Annotated in this window: 15 protein-coding genes; 4 read left to right on the top strand and 11 right to left on the bottom strand. The window is 71.8% G+C overall.

Annotated features, from left to right (window positions below; translation table 11 throughout):
* Window positions 1–62: 62 nt before the first annotated feature.
* The 10 genes from AC07A6_RS29550 to AC07A6_RS29505 all read right to left on the bottom strand — a co-directional run bounded on the left by AC07A6_RS29550 (window position 63) and on the right by AC07A6_RS29505 (window position 16,000).
* Complete coding sequence (locus tag AC07A6_RS29550) at window positions 63–794, bottom strand: AfsR/SARP family transcriptional regulator (protein ID WP_478779189.1); 732 nt, start codon at window positions 792–794, stop codon at window positions 63–65.
* Window positions 795–1,090: 296 nt separating this feature from the next.
* Window positions 1,091–3,307 carry an MMPL family transporter gene (locus AC07A6_RS29545; RefSeq protein WP_362458951.1) on the bottom strand — a complete coding sequence of 739 codons (2,217 nt, stop codon included), beginning with the start codon at window positions 3,305–3,307 and terminating at the stop codon, window positions 1,091–1,093.
* Window positions 3,308–3,695: 388 nt separating this feature from the next.
* Window positions 3,696–5,951: a pyridoxal-phosphate dependent enzyme gene (locus AC07A6_RS29540; RefSeq protein ID WP_478779171.1), complete on the bottom strand. Its 2,256-nt coding sequence runs from the start codon at window positions 5,949–5,951 to the stop codon at window positions 3,696–3,698.
* Between the two features lie 49 nt (window positions 5,952–6,000).
* A complete protein-coding gene (locus tag AC07A6_RS29535) occupies window positions 6,001–6,858 on the bottom strand; it encodes a GHMP family kinase ATP-binding protein (RefSeq protein WP_478779188.1) in 858 nt (285 codons plus the stop codon).
* A gap of 77 nt (window positions 6,859–6,935) precedes the next feature.
* On the bottom strand, window positions 6,936–8,468 hold the full coding sequence (locus AC07A6_RS29530; RefSeq protein WP_478779170.1) for a lyase family protein: 1,533 nt from the start codon (window positions 8,466–8,468) through the stop codon (window positions 6,936–6,938).
* A 7-nt stretch (window positions 8,469–8,475) separates the two neighbouring features.
* Entirely contained in the window at window positions 8,476–11,637 is a 3,162-nt protein-coding gene (locus AC07A6_RS29525; RefSeq protein WP_478779169.1) for a non-ribosomal peptide synthetase family protein, read from the bottom strand.
* 276 nt (window positions 11,638–11,913) lie between these two features.
* A complete protein-coding gene (locus AC07A6_RS29520; protein ID WP_362458937.1) occupies window positions 11,914–12,498 on the bottom strand; it encodes a DinB family protein in 585 nt (194 codons plus the stop codon).
* A 114-nt stretch (window positions 12,499–12,612) separates the two neighbouring features.
* Window positions 12,613–13,668, bottom strand: a complete 1,056-nt coding sequence (locus AC07A6_RS29515) for a polyprenyl synthetase family protein (RefSeq protein ID WP_478779168.1) — start codon at window positions 13,666–13,668, stop codon at window positions 12,613–12,615.
* Window positions 13,665–14,711, bottom strand: a complete 1,047-nt coding sequence (locus AC07A6_RS29510) for a terpene synthase family protein (RefSeq protein ID WP_478779167.1) — start codon at window positions 14,709–14,711, stop codon at window positions 13,665–13,667. The genes AC07A6_RS29515 and AC07A6_RS29510 overlap by 4 nt, the downstream gene beginning before the upstream one ends.
* The gene (locus AC07A6_RS29505; RefSeq protein ID WP_478779166.1) at window positions 14,708–16,000 is read right to left on the bottom strand and encodes a cytochrome P450; all 1,293 of its coding nucleotides are present in this window, start codon (window positions 15,998–16,000) and stop codon (window positions 14,708–14,710) included. Before AC07A6_RS29505 ends, AC07A6_RS29510 begins: the two co-directional genes overlap by 4 nt.
* A 432-nt stretch (window positions 16,001–16,432) precedes the next feature.
* Between AC07A6_RS29505 and AC07A6_RS29500 the strand changes: the two genes are divergently transcribed.
* The 3 genes from AC07A6_RS29500 to AC07A6_RS29490 all read left to right on the top strand — a co-directional run bounded on the left by AC07A6_RS29500 (window position 16,433) and on the right by AC07A6_RS29490 (window position 18,868).
* Complete coding sequence (locus AC07A6_RS29500; RefSeq protein WP_362458925.1) at window positions 16,433–16,876, top strand: luciferase domain-containing protein; 444 nt, start codon at window positions 16,433–16,435, stop codon at window positions 16,874–16,876.
* 154 nt (window positions 16,877–17,030) lie between these two features.
* Window positions 17,031–17,558 carry a potassium channel family protein gene (locus tag AC07A6_RS29495; protein WP_362458922.1) on the top strand — a complete coding sequence of 176 codons (528 nt, stop codon included), beginning with the start codon at window positions 17,031–17,033 and terminating at the stop codon, window positions 17,556–17,558.
* On the top strand, window positions 17,555–18,868 hold the full coding sequence (locus AC07A6_RS29490; protein ID WP_478779165.1) for a chloride channel protein: 1,314 nt from the start codon (window positions 17,555–17,557) through the stop codon (window positions 18,866–18,868). Before AC07A6_RS29495 ends, AC07A6_RS29490 begins: the two co-directional genes overlap by 4 nt.
* Here the strand turns inward: AC07A6_RS29490 and AC07A6_RS29485 are convergent.
* Window positions 18,860–19,672, bottom strand: coding sequence for an alpha/beta fold hydrolase (locus tag AC07A6_RS29485; protein WP_478779164.1), 813 nt, complete (start codon window positions 19,670–19,672; stop codon window positions 18,860–18,862). The two genes, AC07A6_RS29490 and AC07A6_RS29485, sit on opposite strands and share 9 nt — an antisense overlap.
* Window positions 19,673–19,772: 100 nt before the next feature.
* On the opposite strand from AC07A6_RS29485, the gene AC07A6_RS29480 reads away from it, so the two are divergent.
* A complete protein-coding gene (locus tag AC07A6_RS29480) occupies window positions 19,773–20,423 on the top strand; it encodes a TetR/AcrR family transcriptional regulator (RefSeq protein ID WP_478779163.1) in 651 nt (216 codons plus the stop codon).
* Window positions 20,424–20,569 lie beyond the last annotated feature (146 nt).

Here is a 20,569-nt window from a genome sequence, read left to right as displayed (position 1 = left end):
GCCGGTAACGCCCCGTACGACGCATCTTAGACATGGCTCTGAGCAGCCGTCCACGGTAAAGATCAAGCAGCAGGGGCCAGAAATCGACGGGGCCGCCCCAGGGCGTCGTCCTGCTTCAGGATCGCCTGATAGATCTCGTGAAGGGAACGCCCGGGCTCCAGACCCAAGTCGTCGGCCAGCCGCCGGCGCGCGTCGTGGAAGACCTCCAGCGCCTCGGTCTGCCTGCCGTCCCTGTACAGGGCAAGCATCAGCAGCTCGCTGAGCCGTTCCCGGCCCGGGTGCTCGGCTGCCAACTGACGGAGTTCCGGGACGGATACGCGTTCCAGTCCGACCGCCAACTTCGCGGTGACCAGGTCCTCGTAAGCGGTGAGCCTGCGTTCGTCCAGGTGCGCAGCCTCGGTCCGGCAGCGGAACCCCTCGGACACGTCCATCAGGGCCGCGCCCCGCCACATGCCCAGGCCCTGCTCCAGCACCTCCACCGCTCGCGGCGCGTCCGCGCCCACGAGCGCCGCGCCGCGGTCGGCCAGCGCCAGGAAGCGGTGGGCGTCCACCGACTCCTTCGGAACGTGGAGGACATAGCCCCCGCCGACCGTTTGGATCAGGTCGCTCCCCTGTCTTCCCGTGACGGAGACCAGCAGTTTCCGCAGCCGGGTGACAGTCGCCTGCAGTGCGTTCTTGGCGTTGGCTATGCGTCCGTCGCTCCACAGCTCGTCGACGAGCTGGTCGAACGGAACGGGCTGCCCGGGAGAGAGAGCGAGCAGTGCGAGCACCGCGCTTACCCGTTTCGACGCCACGCCCCACTGCTGGGGCCCCTGGGTCAAGGAAAGTGAACCGAGTATGTGGATTTCCACCGTTTCGTACCCCCGTGTATGTCTCACTCAAATCCTGACCCGCTTGAGGATCGCTGGGAAATATCATCTGGCCGACTCGGCCATAACCGGACCGGTATGGCCCGGTGGTACAGGCGGTACGGGCGGTGCCGGCCGCGACACAACGCCTGCTGGGCCGCTCGCGGTGAGCGGCCCAGCAGGCCGGCCTTCCCGGGGGTGGAAGGCCGTTCGCAAGCTGCCGGGATCGGCAGCCGTGGGGTTCAGAACCGCCCGGTCGCCTGGGCCTGGCGGAGGTCGCGCACCGCGGCACCGGCCGGCTGCGACTGGGCCCGCCGCATGCCGCGGGACGGCCACCAGCTCCGGTTGCCCAGCAGGATCAGGGCTGAGGGCAGGATCATGATGCGCACGATGAAGGCGTCCAGCAGGACCGCGACGGCGAGGCTGAAGCCCATCTGCTTCATCTCGACGAGGCTGAGGAAGATGAAGCTGGAGAAGACGGTGACCATGACGATCGCGGCGCTGGTCACCACGCCCGCGGAGCTGCCGATGCCTTCCAGCACCGCCTTGCGGGTGTCCAGTCCCCGCAGGGCCGCCTCCCGGATCCGGCTGACCACGAAGACCTGGTAGTCCATCGACAGTCCGAAGAGGATGACGAACAGGAACAGCGGTACCCGGGCCCCGATCGCACCGGTGGAGTGGAAGTCCAGCATGTTCTGCGCCCAGTCGCCCTGGAAGACCACGACCAGCAGACCGAACGCGGCCGCCGCGGAGAGCAGGTTCAGCGCGATGCCGATCAGGCCGATCACCACCGAGCGGAAGGTCACGACCGTCACCGCGAAGGTCACCAGCAGCAGGAAGCCGACGATGAGCGGGAGCTTCGAGTTCTGGTGGTCGAGGTAGTCGACATCACGGGCTATGTCACCGGTGACATAGGCCTCGGCGCCGGCGACCTTGCCGACCGTGGCGGGCAGGTAGTCGTCACGGATGCGGTCGAGCGAGTCGAGCGCCTGGGAGGAGCTCGGCTTGAACGGGACGGACAGCGTCAGGCTGCTGATCCGGCCGTCGGCGGAGGCGCGCGGCTTGAAGTCCGCGTCCTTGGCGAACATCGGGTCGGCCTGGGCCCGCCGGCGCAGGCCCTCCAGCGCCTGTGCCACCTGCGGTGCGCTGGACGCCTCCGCCCGCACCACGACCTGGTGCTGTACCAGCATGTCCGGGAAGGCGGCGGTCAGCCGGTCATAGGTCTGCACAGCGGGGATCTTGCGGGAGAAGGTGTCCTTGCCCAGCACGCTCAGCTTCAGGCCGAGGGCGGGTGCGGACAGGGCCAGCATGACGAGCGTGGAGACCAGCAGGGTGACCCCCGGACGCCGAGTCGCGGGCCGCAGCAGCGTCTGCCAGACCTTGCTGGTCCCGCCGTGGTCGCGGTTGCGCTTGCCCTCCTGGACGCGGTGGGCCGCACGGCGCTCCGAGCGCGCCCCCAGCTTGGCGAGCAGGGCGGGGAGCACGGTCAGGGAGCTCGCCATGGCGACGAGCACGACGATGATGGTGCCGGTGGCCAGCGAGGAGAAGATGACGTCGGTGGCCAGGTAGAGGGTCGCGGTCGAGACGATCACCGCGAGGCCCGAGACGACGATGGCCCGGCCGGCGGTCGCCGCGGCGAGTTCGACGATGGCCTGCGAAGCGAGTTTGCCACCCGCGCGGGCCCGCTCCTCGCGGTCCCGCTTGAGGTAGAAGAGCGAGTAGTCGACGCCGACGGCCATGCCGATCAGCAGGATGATGTTGTTGCCGACACCGGCGTCCGGCAGGACGTGCGACGCCAGGGCCGACAGGCCCATCGCCGCGGCGATCGAGGACAGCGCCAGCAGGACGGGAACACCGGCCGCGATCACCGACCCGAAGGCGATCATCAGAGTGATGACCGTGACCGGCAGGGTGAGCATCTCCGAGAAGGCGAGGTCGTCACCGCGCTGCTGGTCGAGGCCCTTGCTCATGGACGGGCCGCCGGTCTCCTGCACCCGTACCCCGGGGTGGTTCTTCTGGACTTCGGCGGTCTGCGCGACCAGCGGGTCGACGTGCTTGCGGGCGCCGAGCTCCTCACCCTTCATGACCACCTGGACCATGAGGACCTTGCCGTCCTTCGAGACGACCGGCTCCTCGACCCGGTCGACCTCGGCGAGGTTCCCCATCCGGGCGGTGACGTCGGCGGCGGCCGCCCGGGCCGCCGCCAGGTCCAGCGAGCCGGACGGGGAGTCGATGACGACCTGCTCGACCGGCCGGCGCTGGAGGCCGCCTTCGGCGGCCAGCGCCTCAGCCCGTCCGGCCTTGCCCACCCGGTAGTCCTCGGTGGTGGCGCTGTTGGTACCGACGGCGGCTGACGCGCCGAGGCACAGCACGACGAAGACGAACCATCCCACGATGGCCCGCCAGGGGTGAGCCGCGCTCCAGCTCGCCACCTTGACGGTGACCGACTGCTTCTTCACTGACTACAACCCCTTACTCGCGTCATCCCCAGCTTTGACCTGTCAGCAATACATTACAGGTGAAGGTCCTAGCGTCAATCGGGCCTTCCGGCAACCGCCGCCGTTCGACGTCCCGGGTGGTCGAGATCCGGCCACCCGGAAAGGAAGGGACCCCGCCCCGTCGATCCGGGGGCGGGGTCGCCGTGATGCGCGTAAGACCAGCTCAGCTGGCGGCGGGGAGCCGGTCGAAGAAGGAAGTGGTCTGCTGGGCCGCGTCCTGGTGGGAAGCCTCCAGCCAGATCGCGCTTCCGCATGCGCACCCGCGGTCCCGGGGTGCGCATGCGGAGGTCGCACGGATGAGGAGAGTCCCAGGGTGCGGCGTGCGGGAGCTCCGCCGGCCGTGCGGCCCTCAGCCGGCGCGCAGCTCGAAGGCGATCAGCGCAGCGGCACGGTCCAGAGCCTCGGCGACCGCTGCCCGGCTCTCCCCGACCGCGATGATGTGTCCGATCCGCCCGTAGGCATCCGTCGGCGGCGCGACCGGGCGGCCGGCGGTGGCGGTGACCGTCACCCGCTCGACCCCCGCGACGGCGCGGGCCCGTTCCACACCGGTGACGCGCTCCAGCACCCCCGCCTCGGGGGGCAGGAGGAACTGGATGCCCGCGTACCGCGCGAAGCCCCCGGGCAGTACCGGGTCCGCCCCGGTGGCGTGGCGCACCTGGGCCGTGAGCAGGTCCACCCCGGTGGCGAGACGGTAGAGCTCGGGGATCAGGCCGCCCGCGAGCCGCGGGTTGATCTCGATGACCGCGCTCCCGGACCCCGTGAACCTGACCTCGGTGTGCGCCGGGCCGCGGCCGAGGCCGGTGGCGGTCAGCGCGGCCACCACGGTCCGCCCCATCTCCCGCACGACGTCGTCCGGCAGATCGGCGGGCACGATGTGCCGGGACTCCACGAAGTTCGGTGCGCCGGTCACCGTCTTCTCCGTGATGCCGATCAGCCGGTGGTCGCCGTCGAGTCCGAATGTCTCCACGCTGTACTCCGGGGCGTCGAGGTACTCCTCGACCAGTGCCCGGCCGGCCGTGGCCTGGCCGCGCCCGTTGGTCCGTACCGCCACGATCTCCTCGGCGAGGGCGGCCGCCTGTTCCGGGGAGTCGCAGCGCCGGACCCGCGTGGAACCGGAGTCGTCGACGGGCTTGACCACACAGGGCGTGCCGAGCCGAGCCGCAGCCGCGGCGGCGGCCGCACCGTCCCGCACCACCTCGAATCCCGGCTGGCCCACGCCGGCCCGCGCAAGGGTCCGGCGCAGCTCTCCCTTGTCCCGGCAGCCGGCTATCGCCGCCTCGCTCTGCGCGGGCAGGCCCACCGCGGTGGCCAGCGCGGCGGCTGCCACCAGATAGAACTCGCTGGTGGTGGACACCCCGGCGATGCACCCGGGCTCGAACGCCTTGGTCACCGCCCGGATCAGCGCATCGGTGTCGTTGGTGTCGCAGTCCACGAGCGTGGCGCCGGTCTCCTCCAGGCCCGCGTACCGAGCGGAGTCCCCCGTCGCGAGCACCGGCTCGTAGCCGGCCTCCGCCGCGATCCGCAGTGCGGACATGCCGGTCCCCGTGGTGTTGGACTCCACGAAGACGAACGCCGGGCGCGGGGCGTCGGCGCGGTTGCGGCGGAAGGACCAACTGTGCACCTCGGTGCCGTCGAGCACCTGGCGCGGCACCGTGGCGAGCGGCAGCCGGTCCACGTTCTGCTCGGCCCAGTGCGCATCGCTGTGCACCGTGTCCGCGTAGCGGTCGCCGCGGTCCGGGAAGATGCCTACGAGGGTCGTCCCCGGGGTGGCCCGGTCGGCCATGGCGCCCAGCACCCGGTACACCGACCCGGATGTGTTGCCGGCGAACAGCTTCTCCTCACGGGCCAGGTCCCGGGTCGCGGCGAACGCCTCGCGGTCGTTGAGCCAGTGCACCTCGTCGATCAGGGCGTGGTCGAGGTTCTTCGGGTGCAGGCTGTTGCCCAGGCCGCTCTGCAACCGCTTGGGCCGGTCGGGCTGGCCGAACAGCACGCTGCCGACGCAGTCCACTCCGACCACGTACAGATCCGGCACCGACTCCCGCAGCACCCGCGAGGTACCGCACAGCGACCCGCCGCTGCCCACCGCTCCGACCACCACGTCCACGGTGTCCAGGTCGGCGAGGATTTCAGCGGCCAGGTGCCGGTAGGCGGCGGGGTTCTGCGGGTTCTCGTACTGCCGGGGCCAGAACGCCCCGGGGTGCTGCGCCATGATCTCCCGCAGCCGGGTCAGCCGGGCGCCCTGCCATCCCTGGGCGTCCATGGCGGACACCACGTGTACCTCGCAGCCCAGCGCCTCCAGCTTGGCCAGCGTCGTCCGGTCGATCCGCGGGTCGGTGACGATGTGCACCGGGTGGCCGAGCGCGGTACCCACCAGGGCGACCCCGAGGGCCATCGTGCCCGAGGAGCTCTCCACTATGGGCGCGCCCTCGGCCAGAGCGCCGGTGCTGCGCGCTTCGGTGATGATCTGTTTGGCCACCCTGTCCTTCATCGCGAACAGGTTGTTCATCTCCAGTTTTGCGTAGACCGCAACGCCCCGCTCGGCTCCCAGCCGGAGGCGTACCAGCGGCGTGTGGCCGATGGCGTCGATCACGTTCTGGCTCAGCATGTGGGCTCTCTCTTCCCGTGCCTGCGCCCGGCCGGCCCTGCACCGGACGTCATCGGTCGAAGCTCAAGGTCCGGTAGACCGTCACGTTTCCGGCGAGTTCGGAGCACGCGCTCGCGGCGTCCACCACCCGCTGCGGGTAGGCGGGATCGGCGGTGTCCAGCAGCACACCCAGGCTCGTACCGCTGTGACCGACCACCACGCCGAGCCCGCCGACCTGTCGGCATATTTCGATCACGGGCGACAACATCCGCTTCGGGCGCAGCACTTGGTTCATCAGGGCGCTGCGGGTGGCCACCGCGCCCACCTCGGCGAGGTCGGCGCGGGCCACCGCGTCCGTCATCCGCTCCAGCAGCCGGGCGTACTCCACGCGGTCCGCGGCGGAGAACGGCTTGGGGATGCGGTTGAAGGCGACGGTGTCGATCTCTCCGCCCTCGTCGACGCCCACCACGGTCATCGGCGGCAGCGCGCCCAGCTTGGAGTGCAGCGCCACCCGCCGGTGGTAGAAGGCCACGATGCCCGGATAGAGGACCCCATCGGTGGGCTCGATCCGCGCGAGCAGCGTTTCGATCCGCCGCGGCGGCATCGGCTCCCCCAGCGCGTTGGCGACGGCACGTGCCGTGGCCACCAGGTCGGCGGACGAACTGGCCAGGCCCTTGCCCTCGGGCAGGGTGCTCTCGACCGTCAGTACGCCTCCCATCGGCGTCGCCGAGGAACCCGTGATCATCTCGGCGAGGCGGAGCGCCTTGCGCTTGTGCGCGGGGTACACCTCCACCCCGTCCGTGCCGGGCGTGCCGTGGAAGGTGGCCCGGGCCCAGCGGGCGATCGGCAGCGTGACCAGGAAGTCGCTGTCCTCCTCGGGCAGCACGCCCTGGAGCAGCTCGCCGAACGTGCCGGACGCGGTGCTCACCCCGGTCACCGCCGCGTACGGGGCGACGCGGCGCTCCGTACCGGGCTGCCGCAGCGCCCCTTCGGGAACCCTCGCCACTACTGCCGCCCTTCCGGCCCGGCCAGCAGCCGGTCGACGCCCGCCGCCGCCTCGGCCATGCCCGTACGCCGGGTCTGCCAGCGCTCCGCCACCTCGTCGAACGCGTACCCCTGTTCGGCGAGCAGGGCCCGCACGGCGTCCGGATGGGCCGAGCCGTCCGAGCGTTTGGCGGTGAGCCCGCCCGGCAAGCCCATCGCCTCGGTGAGCAACGCGACGGCGTCACCCGTCCGGTGGCCCTCCTCGGCCAGCAGCGCCTCCAGCAGCGGGCCGTCCGGCTCGGCGGGCGACAGTCCGCGTTCGACGGCACGCACGATGTAGCGGCCGGCGACGACCTGGGCCGTGCGCCAGGGCACACCGGCCCGCAGCGTCAGCAGATTGGCGAGGGTGAACCCGCCCAGGTACTCGGCGGAGCAGGCGTCGCGCATCCGGTCCTCCCGGAAGCGGAGGTTCTCCAGCACCGCACCGAACAGCCTCAGCACCGAGGCCAGGGTGTCGAAGGCCGCGGGAACCCCGGCGTTCGCCTCCTTGGACACCTCTACGGAGTTGCTGTAGGGGGTGTTCCGCTGGGCGGTGGCGATGTCGGTGTAGGCCGCGCTCAGGTGTGCCGTGCGGGCCCGAATGCGTTCCAGCACGGGGAAGTTCTTCTTCTGCGGCATGGCCGAGGAGATGCCGGACCAGTGGTCCGGCAGGTCGATGAAGCCGTACCCGGCGCCGCCCCAGGTCATCAGGTCGGTGACGAACCGGCTGAGCGCGACGCCCAGCATCGAGAATTCCGCGCACGCCTCCAGTGCCCAGTCGCGCTGCGCCACTGCCCGCAGGGCGTGGGTGCGGACGTGGGGGAAGCCCAGCAGGCCGGCCATCCGCGCGCGGTCCCAGGAGAGTTCCTGTCCCGCCATCGCCCCCGCGCCCATCGGCGAGGCACCGGCGGTCCGGTACACCGCTTCCATCCGCTCCAGGGTGTGCAGCACCTGGTCGCACACTCCGGCGAAGTAGAACCCGGGGCTGATCACCTGGGCCGGTTGCATATGGGTGTAGCCGGGCATCGCCGAGTCGGTGCTGCGGGCGGCCAGCCGGTGGGCGGTGCGGCCGAAGGCCAGCAGAGCCTCGGCACTGTCCAGAAGCCGGGCGCGGCCGTACATCAGCTGGGCCGTGGCCTGCAGGTCGTTGCGGCTGCGGTCCACGTGCCAGGCGGGCGGTACCTCGGCCAGCCGCCGGGAGACGTAGCGCTCCAGGGTGAAGGCGATGTCGCTCATGCTCTCCCTCGCCTCCTCGGCGATGGCGGCGGGGGTGACCTGGTCGAGCAGCGTGGCGATGGCGCCCACCTGGGCACCGTCGAGCAGCCCGAGCCTCCGGTACTCCAGCAGCAGTACCTTCTCCAGCTGGACGTACCCGGGCAGCAGGGCCTCGATCTCGAAGCGGAGCTGCGGTTCGAGCACCTCGGCGCGCAGCAGCGGGTCCGGGCCGGACGCGATCCGTCCGGTCAGCCCGCCTGCATCGCCGGAGCGGGGCTCCGGCACATCATCGTTGAGCATCGTTTCCTCACGGGTGCGAAGGAGCGGGTCGCAACAGAGCGGCGACCACGATCTCGGCGGCGGCGGCCGCCCGAGTGCGAAGGAAGTGCGTTCCGGAGACGGGGAGTTCGCGCAGCACCACGTCGTCGGAGAAGAGCCGCCAGTCCCCGGCGCGGTCGCCCCGGGTACCGTCCGGGGTGTCCGGACCGTCCGCGGTGACGACGACGTCGATGCCCACCGCGATCCGGTGGGCCGTCGGCCTCTGCCGGGCGGCGAGCAGGAAGTCCCCCGCCGAGCGGATGTCATGCCGGTAGGCAGGGCCCAGCAGCCGGGCGCGCTCCGGCTTGAGGCCGTCGAACTCCACATAGGCGCCCTCGCGGAGCAGCGTCGCGGTGACCTCCTGGTCGCTCATCGCGTGGGCCCGTTCCATTCGTTCCCGCAGTCCGGCGAGCCCTCCCGGTGCGGAGCCGCCGACGAAGACCCGGCGCGGCGCGAACGGGCCGTCCTGGAGCCGCCGGGCCAGGGCGAGGGCGTGGGCCGCCCCCTCGTCCTGCCCCCACAGCAGGATCGGTGCGGCGACCAGCCGTCGCAGCTCGTGCTCGACCCGGCGCGCCACCTCCCCCACCTCCACCAGGTCTTGCGGGCCGGGCACGAAGTCGTGGCCGGGCAGCTCGACACCGTGTACGTCGATTCCGGCGGAGGCCAGTTCCCGGGCGAGCGCGAGGAAGTTGACCGCGTTGCCGCCGGCACCGGGGAAGCAGAGCAGCACACCCGCAGGTGCACCGCGGCGGGCCGGCGCTGCCGCCAGCGGCCGGAGCAGGGTGCTGCCGGTGTCCGATGCGGCGCCCTGACCGGCATCGACGGCGGCGGCCAGGTCGGACAGCACGGGGTGGGCGATGATCTGGGCCAGCGAGACGAGCCGGTCCAGCTTGACCACGAGCCAGGCCGCCGAGAGCGAGGTGCCACCGAGCGCGAAGAAGTCGTCCGCCCGCCCGATGCACTGCAGCGGTGCGTTCAGCGCCTCGGCCCAGGCCACTGCCAGGCGCTGTTCCGTGAGGGTCGTGGGAGCCGTACTGGGCCCGTCGGCGTGTCCGAGCGTGCCGGCCAGCTCGGTGAGCGCCTTCCGGTCCACCTTGCCGCTCTCGGTGAGCGGCAGCGCTTCCAGCCAATGGCAGTACGTCGGGATCATGTAGTCCGGAAGATGGCCGGCCAGGACGTTGCGCATGCTGCGATCGGCCACCCGCCCGGTGCCGACGAGGAAGGCGGCCAGGACCTTGTTCCGGCCGTTGCCCGCCGTGGCGACGACCGCCGCGTCCTTCACCCCGTCCACGGCCAGGAGCCGGTTCTCGATCTCCCCGGTCTCGATGCGGAAGCCGCGGATCTTGACCTGCTGGTCGCGGCGGCCGAGGAACTGCAACCGGTTCCCGGGCAGCCAGCGCCCGAAATCACCGGTCCGGTACATCCGCTGGCCCGGCCGGAACGGATCGGGCACGAAGGCCTCCCGGGTCCGTTCGGGGTCGCTGACGTAGCCGCGTCCCACGGCCACGCCGGAGAAGGCGATCTCTCCGGTGGCGCCGAGCGGGGCCAGTCGGCCCCGCTCGTCCAGGACGTAGCCTCGAATGTTGCGCCGCATCCGTCCGAGGGTGACGAACCCGCGGTCAGGGGCCCGGTCCAGGATCTCGTGCATGGTGTCGTCACAGAGCTCGGTCGCACCGTAGGCGTTGACCAGCCTGATGTGCGGCTGGCACGCGAACCATCTCCGCACCGGATCCAGTTTGAGCTCTTCGCCCGTAACCGAGAGGACGCGCAGCGCACCCAGGTCGCGGGGGTGCCGCTCCAGCGCGGCGACCAGCGCGTCGAAGTAGGAGGGGACGAGTTGCGCGACAGTGACCCGGGATGCGGTCACTTCGGCCACGAAGCGGTCCACGTCCAGGAGCACCTCGGTGTCCACGATGCGCGTGCTGCCGCCTGTCAGCAGCGGCGCGACCAGCTGCCACAACGAGATGTCCAGGGACTGCGCGGCTGTCTGCGCCACCACTGCCCCAGCGCCGATCTCCAGGTCCTCCACCTTCATCAGCAGGTGGTTCAGCAGTCCCGCGTGCTCGCACATGACGCCCTTGGGAGTGCCGGTGGAACCCGAGGTGAAGTAGATGTAGGCGAGCTGACCGGATGCCAGGGCCAGGCCCGGGTTGCCGACGGCGTCATCCGTCGCGTCCCCCCGGCACAGCGCGGCGGCGTCCAGCGTCCGGCGCGCGTCCACGCGGGACGCGGCGGTGTCCGGCTGCTCACCGGCACCGAGGACGAAGCGGCAGTCGGCCGCGTCGAGCTGGGCGGAGATCCTGGCCGCCGGGAAGTCCGGCTGCACGGGCAGAAAGCACCCGCCCGCCTTGAGCACACCGAGCGTGGCCGCCGCCCACTCGAGACCGCGCTCCATGACGACGGCCACCACGTCCTCAGGAGTGAGCCCGTCCGACAACAGCGCGTGGGCGATCCGGTTGGCGCATGCGTTGAGCCTGCCGTAGGTCCACGACCGGCCCCGGTGCGACGCGGCGACCGCGTCCGGGTGCCGCCTCACCCGGTCCTCGAACCGCTCGATGCACAGCCGCCCGTCCCCGGGCTCCTGCTGACCCGCTAGCCCTTCCAGCTGAAAGCGCCGCTCGTCCTCGGAGAGCAGCTCCCCGTCGCCCGCCGGGGCGTCCTGATCGGCCGCGAGCAGTTCCAGGGCCCGACCGTGGTAGCCGGTGATCCTGGTCAGGTGTTCGCCGGTCATCACGTCCGAACGGGACCGGGCACGGATCGTGACGCGGCCCGCACGAACGTCGATGCCCACCCACAGCGGCGAGGCGTCCTGGTGCTGTGCCGAGCCTGCGGCGGACAGGTCCAGCACGCAGTCATGCGGCGTCCCGGCCGCGGTACCCGGACCTTCCGGCCATCTGCCCGGCCGCGCCACCCGGGCGACGAGGTCACGCCAGCTCCCGTCGAGCACCCCGGCCGCGCCCACCGTACGAGGGGCGGCCGGGTCGCCGCCGACGGGCACGTACCCGGTGTGCGAACCCTGCTGAGAGGTGAGCGCCGACACCACGCGCAGGTGTGCCGCCAGGAACACGGCGTCCAACGGGGCCGCGCCGTCCTCGGCCACCGCGCGCAGGTCATCGGTCAGCCGGGGCGGCAGGACGAGCTCCGCCGTCACCGGTGTCCCGGAGCCGGTCCCGAGCGTGGTCCACCGCGGAACGACTACGGCCGAACCTTCCCCGTCCTCCCCCGAAGCCCTCTCGCCTGCCATTCCGGCCGCGATCGAGCGGCCCAAAGTCTTCGACACGTGACCGCCAACCTACGGAGGAATGTGTTGTCCGGCATCCAACGTCGCCATGCTGTCGAGGCGCACTGACAGGTCGCTGACGTACCGTGACCGGACTGCCGGAACGGTGCCGGGTGCTCCGCACGCCCGCCCGCGTCCACCCACGCCCTAGTAACCCGCTGCGCCGTCGATGCGTTCGCGGAGCAGGTCGGTGTGGCCGTTGTGGCGGGCGTACTCGGCGATCATGTGGACGAGGATCCCGCGCAGCGACACGGGCTCCCCGGTGAGCACGTGGATGCGGGTCTCCTCCAAGGACGGGGCGGCAGCCACGATCTCCCGGGAGCGGGCACACTCCGCCCGCCAGACCCCCGAGGCCGCCTCGACGTCGCCGTCCAGGGCGCGGAAGTCCTGCCCGGGATTGTCGGTCTCGTAGTAGAGGAAGGGGATTTCCTCGCCGGCGAACTGCATCCGGAACCAGAAGCGTTCCACTTCGGCCAGGTGGCGCAGCAGGCCGTGCAGGCTCAGCTCGGACGGCGGGACGCCCCGGTCGGAGAGCCGCTCGGCGGGGACGCCGGAGCACTTGAGCTCGAAGGTCGTGCGGTGCCAGTCCAGGAATCCGGTCAGTATCGTCCGCTCGTCGCCGGCGAGGGGAGGCGCGTCCCGGTCGACGGCCGCCGCCCACTGCTGGGGGAGGTTCGTCGCGGGCACCTCGGTCGCGGCCGGCGCGTGTCCGCTCTTCGCTGTCTCGGTCATGCCGGGACCTTGTCACCACGCGCTGACACGGCGGTGACAGCTTCTCGCCGCTGCCCGGTCCCGGCGCGGCCGAACGCCGGGCCGTCCGGTGGTGTCCGGCCGGCCCGGCGAAGGTCAGTGCCGGCGGGTCGTCAGCGTGGTGGTGAGGTCGACGAGGCCGCGGCGTGCGGCGGGGTCGAGGTCGAGCCGGTCGAGGATGTCCCAGGCGGCGGCCAGCTGGCGGTCGGCCTCAGCCAGCGCCCAGTACCGGCCTCCGGCCTCTTCGACGAGCGTGGTCACCGCGCCGACCTGGTCGTCCGTCAGGTGGTCGGTCGAGGCGTACCAGCGGGACAGGTGGGCGGACGCGGGCGTGCCCGCCCTCAGCGCCGCGACCACCGGCGCGCTCTTCTTGCGGGCGCGTATGTCGGAGCCGACCGGCTTGCCGGTCACCGCGGGGTCGCCCCAGATGCCCAGTACGTCGTCCACGATCTGAAAGGCGATTCCGAGATGGCTGCCGAACCGGTCGAATGCGTCCGCCCAGCCGGGCGGGGCCGCCGCATGGCGGGCGCCCAGACGGCAGGCGCAGCCGAGCAGCGCCCCGGTCTTTCCGCCGAGCATGGCCAGGCACTCTTCGATGCTGATCTCCCGCTCCCGTTCACGCTCGAAGCGGAGGTCGCCGTCCTGGCCGATGGCCAGTCGGCGCAGCGTCCCGGCCAGGTCCGCCACCGCCGTCGCGGTCGTCGGCTGGCGTTGGTCCGCGAGCACCTCGAACCCCAGGGCGATCAGCGCGTCACCGGCGAGCAGCGCCCGCGGCACCCCGAAGCGGACCCAAGCGGTCGGGCGGTGCCGTCGCGAGCGGTCGCCGTCCATGATGTCGTCGTGGATGAGCGAGGCGTTGTGCAGCAGCTCGATGGCGGCCGCGGCGGGCAGTGCCTCGGCGGCCGTGCCGCCCGTCGCGGCGGAACAGAGCAGGGTGAACGCCGGTCGAATCAGTTTTCCGCCGTGGCCCTGGGCCGGATTGCCCTGCGCATCGCACAGACCGAGCTGATACCCGCAGATCCGGCCGAGCTCGCTGCCGAGCCGGGCGATCCAGTCCCGCAAGAGCGGTGGCAGCAGTTCCTGGGCCTGCGCGATGCCGGGGTGGGCGAGGTCCGGGCCGGGAAGCGGAGCCGGGGCCTCGGCTGTCGTCATCGGCTGCGCTCCGGTCCGCCGTCGGCCGTGCCGATCAGTACCTCTTCGAGGTAGCCGGCCGGGTCGGCCGGTGTGCCGTGGGCGTCCCGGTAACGCCTGGTGCTCGCCGACCAGTCCAGGTTGCCGCGCATCCAGGACCGCATTCCCGCGAAGTACGTCCGCAGCGTACCGCCGTGTTCGGGCCAGGCTCGCAGTGCCTCGGCCTCGTACCCGGCGAACGCCTCGATCTCCCGGGCGATGCGGTCCCCTACCCGGTCGGCCGCCTGGCCGGCGGTCAGCCCGTCCGCGTGCTGGATGACGGTGACGAGGTTGTGGTACTCGCCGAGTGCGGTCTCCTTGTCCAGCGAGTACAGGTCGTTGGTCCAGCACACCACGTCGCAGGCGCTGCGCAGGGCCCTTTGGAACGACTCGCTCCGGTACACCGGGTCCGGCACGTCAAGTCGTTCGACGACTTCGACCAGGTCCATGCAGACGTAGATGGCGCCGGTGTGCCTCCGGTTCTCCACGTACGACGCGACGTCGGGGACCGTGCCACGGACCCGGTTGTCCGCCTCCCAGCGGGCCGCGAGGCCGCCGGCGATCACGTGCTCGACGAAGCGCTCCCGCCAGACGGAGGTCGCGGTGCTGCGCCGCCACAGGTCGGCGAGCGAGGTGACGAGGGCCGGGGCGCCCTCGGGCAACGCACCGGCGTCTCCGCCGAGGACATCGAAGATCTGGGTCATCAGGTCGCCGGTGCGGGCGGGGTCCTTGCCGAGCAGACCGTCGTCGAGCTGGTCGTCGAGCAGGAAGAGCCAGCCGAACCAGTCGGCGATCAGGCACAGCCCGTCTTCGTCGGCGGTGGGGTAGGTGACGGCGGCGAACCAGCCGAAGTCGGCGCGTGCGAACCGCTCCCGGGCGGCGGCCGTGCCCACGAGGCCGTACTGCTCGGTCCACCGGTCCAGATGCGCGATGGCGGCGTCCGCGTGCGGATTGAGCTGGGGCGGGAAGACCTCGAACGCCTCGGAGAGCCATGTCTGCGGGTGTTCCTCGGTCCCGGCGCTCATCGGCGCTCCAGCCGCAGCAGCACCTCGTGCTTGGGGCGCAGGGTCACCAGCTGGTCCAGGCCGACCGGGGGGTGCCCGTCCGGCAGGCCCAGCCGGTAGCGCTGGACGATCATGGCGGCGATCACGATGAGTTCTGTCAGCGCGAAGTGTTTGCCGATACAGACCCTCAGTCCCGCTCCGAACGGAATGTAGGTGTTCCTCGGCCGTTCGGCCACAGCCTCCGGAGCGAACCGTTCCGGGTCGAACCGTTCCGGATCGGGCCAGAATTCCCGGTGGCGGTGGAGGGTGAAGAAGTTGATGTAGATACCGGCGTCAGCATCGATCCGGAAGCCGCCGACCTCGTCGGGCCCCACGGCGCGCCGCATGGTCTGCCATGCCGGGCCACGCAGCCGCAACGTTTCGTCGACGACCATGCGCGTGTACTTCAGTTTGCCGACGTCGTCGAAGTCGGGGACCCGCCCGTCCAGGACCTCCACCAGTTCGGCGTGCATCCGCTCCTGGATGTCCGGGTGCTTGGCGAGCAGGTAGAGCATGAAGGACGCGGCGCCGGTGGTGGTCTCATAGCCGCCGACCATGATGTTGACCACCTCCTGCTGGAGCTGGACGGCGTCCATCTGGTGACCGGTGTCCTCATCCACCGCATCGGCCAGGATGCTCAGCAGGGTGGGGCTGCCGTCGCTCCGGGTGTTGCGCTGCTCGATCATCGCGCCGACGAACGCGTCCAGGTTCGCGATCAGCTTGTGCAGTCGGCGGTGGCTGGGCGTGGGCCAGTGCAGCGGCGGGAACGGGAAGCGGAAGTACTCCCCCATGATGTTGTTGGCATCGGTGAAGTCGCTCTCGATGGCCTCCGTGGTGGGACCGACATCGGCGCCGAAGAGGTTCCTCGTCACGATGCGCAGCGCGAGGTGGCCGACGTCCGGCACCACGGCCGCCACCTCGCCGTTCTGGTAGCGCTGCTCCCACCGGCGGAGCATGGCGGTGGTTTCCTCCGTCATGGTGTCGGCGAAGACGGAGATCTTCGGGCGGTGGAACGACGGCTGCATCAGCCGCCGTTGGCGGTGCCAGGATTCACCCCCGATCGCGCCGATCAGGCCGTTGCGCAGCACCGGACGGACCGTCCGGTACAGGAAGTTCTCCTTGTCGTAGTTCTCCCTGTTCGTAACCAGCACGCGGTGGACGTGTTCGGGGTGGTTGATCATCACCATGGGGTTGCCGAGCAACCGCATTTGGAACACATCGCCGTACTTGTCGATGGCCTTGCTGAGAAACGCCACCTGGTCACGTCGCATCTCGGGCAGCGCGGTCAGCTTCTCCCGTAATCCCAGACTCGGAATCCGTCGGGCGCCTTGCCCGGCCCCAGGGGCCGCGGCGCGTTCCGCACCGGTGGAGGGAGAGCCTGTTTTTCGCACAGTTGCGGACAACGCAGTCTCCTCGGCGTTGGGTACTCGGCCGTTCGGTCGGCCACAGTCAGATGAGCAGTGCCGGACGCGTGATTCTCACCCGTCACGCTGACGCCTCACTGACGCAGCGGCGGAGCGGCTGCTGCCCGCCCGACCAGCCCGCAGGACGGGCCCCAAGCCGTTTGCGCACCGTCATGCGTGCTCGACCGGCTCGCCAGCGGGGCCTGAGCGGATGCGTGGACGGTGGAGGCAGCAGCTTCGCAGCTCCTTGGAGCGCTCACGCCGCGGCCGGCTCTCCGTCGGCCGGAAAGGAACACCATCGTGCTTTCCCTGCCCCCGCGCCCCGGCGCGGCCCCGCGCGTCTTCGGTCCGGCCCCGCACGGCCAGGGCTCCCAGATCTCCCCGATCATGGTTCAGGAGGAGCTGTGGGGGCGGATGCGTGCGCTGCCCTTCGTCTACATGGCCCCCACGCTCGTCTCGGTCCCGCACGCCCGCTCGCTCTTCCTGCCCGAGGGCATCGGCACGGGTCCGGCCGAAGCGTTCCAGGGGGGCCGGGAGTTCGCCCACATCCACCCCCACCACGACGGCTCGCTCCACGTCACCCTGCCGAAGGACATCGAGGCCGAGGTCATCGAAGCGGGCTGGGGCGTGCACCACCCCGTCCAAGACGTGACGCTCGTCTACGGGCCCCGGAACTCGGCGGAGCTGGAGATCGCCTGGCGGATCGTGCAGGAGTCGTACTGGTACGCGCTCGGCGCGAAGTAGCGTCCGCCGCCTTCTCCAGGTCAGGGGCCTGATCCGAGGAACCGGATCGGGCCCCTGCCGTTTCTCCGCCGATCCGGGTGGGTGTGCGTGGGGTGCGGGGTGGGGGTGGGGGTGCTGGAATGCGGGGAGGGACAGGCTGCGGTGAGGAGCGGTCATGGGCGGCGGCTCCGGGCGCGTGGTGGTGCTGGGGCACCTGCTGCGTGCGGTCGGGTCCGGGGTGCTGGTGACCTGCCTGTACTACGTGGCCCCGCTGGACTACGGCTTCGGGGCCGCGGCCGTCGCGGCGCTGGCCGGGGGGCTGCTGCTCTTCGGGTGCCTGATCGTCTGGCAGGTCAAGGCCATCGCCCGTTCGGCCCGGCCGAGGCTGCGGGCCCTGGAGGCCATGGGCACCGCGGTGCCGCTGTTCCTGGTGCTGTTCTCGGCGACGTACTTCCTGCTCTCGCGTGACCGGCCAGGGTCGTTCTCCGAGCCGCTGAGCCGGACCGACGCCCTGTACTTCGCGATGACGGTGTTCGCGACCGTGGGCTTCGGTGACATCGCGCCCTCCGACGGGACCGGGCGGGCGCTGGTCACCGTGCAGATGGCGGCCGATCTGATCGTGGTGGGGCTCGTCGTCAAAGTGCTCTTCGGAGCCGTGGAGACCGGGCTGTCCCGACGGCCTGGAAGAAGGAGCGATCCATGACGGCTGCGGAACCGGGCCGGCCGGCTGAGCCGGTGGTGTTGCGGGGGCTGCTGAAGACGCCTTCGTACCGCAGGATCCTGCTGCTCTGCGCACTGGTCGGGATCCCGGTGTCCCTGGTCTGCTTCTGGTTCCTCGCGGGGCTGCACGAGTTGCAGCGGCTGTTGTGGGAGAGCCTGCCGGAAGCGCTCGGCTGGGACGGGCCGCCGTGGTGGTGGCCGCTGCCGCTGCTGCTGGCCGGCGGCCTCCTCGTGGGCCTGGTCGTGGCCCGGATGCCCGGGGCCGGCGGGCACGTCCCCGCCGCCGGGCTGGCCATGGGCGGGGCGTCCACCAAGGTGCTGCCGGGTGTGGTGCTCGCGGCGGCGGCGAGCCTGCCGTTCGGTGCGGTGCTGGGCCCGGAGGCGCCGCTGATCGCCCTGGGCGGCGGGTTCGCCCTGCTGCTGAGGGACCTCGCGCGCGGGCCGGCCACCCCGCAGGCCACGGCGCTGCTGGGGGTGGCGGGGGCGGCCGCGGCCATCGCCGCCATCTTCGGGAGCCCGCTGATCGCGGCCGTGCTGCTGATCGAGGTGGTGGGTGTGGGCGGGCCGCAGCTGGTCGCCGTCATGCTGCCCGCGCTGCTGTCGAGCGGGGTGGGTGCCCTGGTGTTCACCGGGTTCGGGCGCTGGACCGGCCTGCAGACCGGCGGGCTGACCGTCGAACTCCCCGGGCCCGTGCCCCGGCTGGACGCGGCCGACGTGGGCTGGGCGCTGCTGCTGGCCGTGGTGCTGGCGGCCGTCCTGCGCGAGGCGGTGGGGGTGGGCCAGGTGGTGGCGGTGTTCGTGGCGAAGGGCCCGGTCGCCCGTACGGCGCTGTGCGCGCTCGGCGCCGGGGTCTGCGCGGCCGCGTACGCGCTGGTCACGGACCGTTCCCCGGCGGACGTGGCCTCGTCCGGGCAGGCCCTGATGGCCTCGCTGGCCGGTGATCCGCGCGCCTGGGGGGTGGGTGCGCTGGTGGCCGTGCTGCTGTGCAAGACCGTCGCGTACGCGCTCTGCCTCGGCAGCATGCGCGGCGGCCCGATCTTCCCCGCGCTGTTCCTCGGGGCGGCGGCCGGGGTGCTGGCGGCGCCGCTGCCGGGACTGGGAGTGGTGCCCGCGGTGGCGGCGGGGCTGGCCGCGGCGGGGGCGAGCGTGCTGCGGCTGCCGGTCAGCAGCGCGGTGATGGCGATCCTGCTGGTCGGCATCCCGGGGATGACGCCGGTGGTGATCCTGGCCGCCGTCGCAGCCATGATCACCACCGAGCTGCTGCCCGGGCCCCGGCGTCAGCTGTCAGGCTGACGGCCGGTCGCCGCCGAAGAACTCCGCCAGGGCGGGGGCCAGGACGGCCGGGTCCACGTCGTGGGTCTGGCCGTCCAGGGTGCGGTGGAGGCCCGTCGGCAGCAGGCCGGCGAGGGCGCGGGCGCCGGACTGGAGCCAGGGGTCGCTCGCGCCGCCGCCGATGGCGAGCACGGGGATCCGTACGGCCGCCCAGCGGTCGGTCGGCAGGGGGTTGCCGGACATGGTGTCGCCCATGACCCGGGCGTCGTACGGGAGGGTGTGGGCCAGCGCCGCGAAGTGGCTCCAGATGCCGCTCGCCCGCATCTGGCCGACGAACTCGGCCGGGACGAGGACGGCGGCGGTCAGCATGAGGGTGACGGCGTCGTCGCGCCGGTCCTCGGCGATGGCGGTGTCCAGCTGCTCCACGTAGTCGGCGGGGACCGGGGGGCGGCTGTCGTCGATGACGAAGGGGGGCTCGTACAGGGCGAGTTCCTCCATCGGGACGCCGTGGGCGGCGGCCTCCAGGGCCAGGACGGCGCCCGAGGACATACCCATCACGCGGACGGGTCCGCCGAGTTCGGCGATGACGGCGGCCAGGTCCTCGACCTCCCGTTCCACCGCGTAGGGGGCGGTGTCGCCGCTGTCGCCCCGGCCGCGGCGGTCGTACGTCACGACGGTGAAGCGCTCGCCGAGGAGCCGGGCGAGCACGGCCCACCTCGGGTCCTCGCGGACCTGGTAGGCGCCGCCCACGAGGACGAGGGCGGGACCCTCGCCGGTGCGGTCGTAGGCGATGGCGGTCCCGTCGCGGGAAATGGCCTTCTGCACGGTCTGCTCCCCCTGAAGCCATGTGGACGGCGTCCACATCTCCCTCGTAGGCTATACCTGGAAGTTCACGCCGTCCACATTTAGCGAGGAATCGAGTCCCATGCCGTCGGAAACCGAACCGCCGCCCCCGCCCAAGCGCAGCACCTACCGCCACGGGAACCTGCGCAGCGCGCTGCTCGAAGCCGCCCTGGAGCTGGCGCGCGAGGGCGGACCGGACGCCGTCTCGCTCCGCGAGGTCACCCGCCGGGCCGGGGTGTCACCCAACGCCGCCTACCGGCACTTCGCCGACCGGGGGGCGCTCGTGCACGGGGTCTCGCAGGCAGCGATGGCCCGGGTGGCCCTGGCGATGGAGGCGGAGATCGACGGCCTGCCCGCCGCCCAGGACCCGGCCGAAGCCGCCCGCGCCCGCTTCCGGGCGGTGGGGACGGGCTACATCCGCTTCGCCGTGACCGAGCCGGGCTGGTTCCGGACCGCCTTCCACGTGCCGGCCGACATGACGTACGCGGCCGACGCCACCGCCGCCGGGGCGGGCGGGCTCACGCCGTTCGAGCTGCTCGGTGCCTCGCTGGACGGGCTCGTGGAGACCGGCGTCCTCCCCGAGGCCCGCCGCCCGGGCGCGGAGTTCCTCGCCTGGTCGGCGGTGCACGGCCTGGCCTCCCTGATCATCGACGGCCCCCTGCGCGGCATCACCCCGGAGCAGGCCCACGACGCGGGCCAGGACGTGATCGCCATGATCGAGCGGGGGCTATAGGGGCTAGGGGGTGTCCGCAAAGTGGCGCCGTCCGCCCGGAGGGCGGGCCCTGCGGCTCCCCCAGCTACCGCTGGGAGGTGCCCCCAGGTGCGTGCTCTCGGCGTGCCGGGCGGAAGACCTCGTACTGGACGTACTCGGTCTTTCGC

Source organism: Streptomyces sp. NPDC044002, assembly GCF_056434525.1.
The sequence above is the reverse complement of the archived record's forward strand: the minus strand, read 5'-3'. Positions and strand labels throughout refer to the sequence as shown.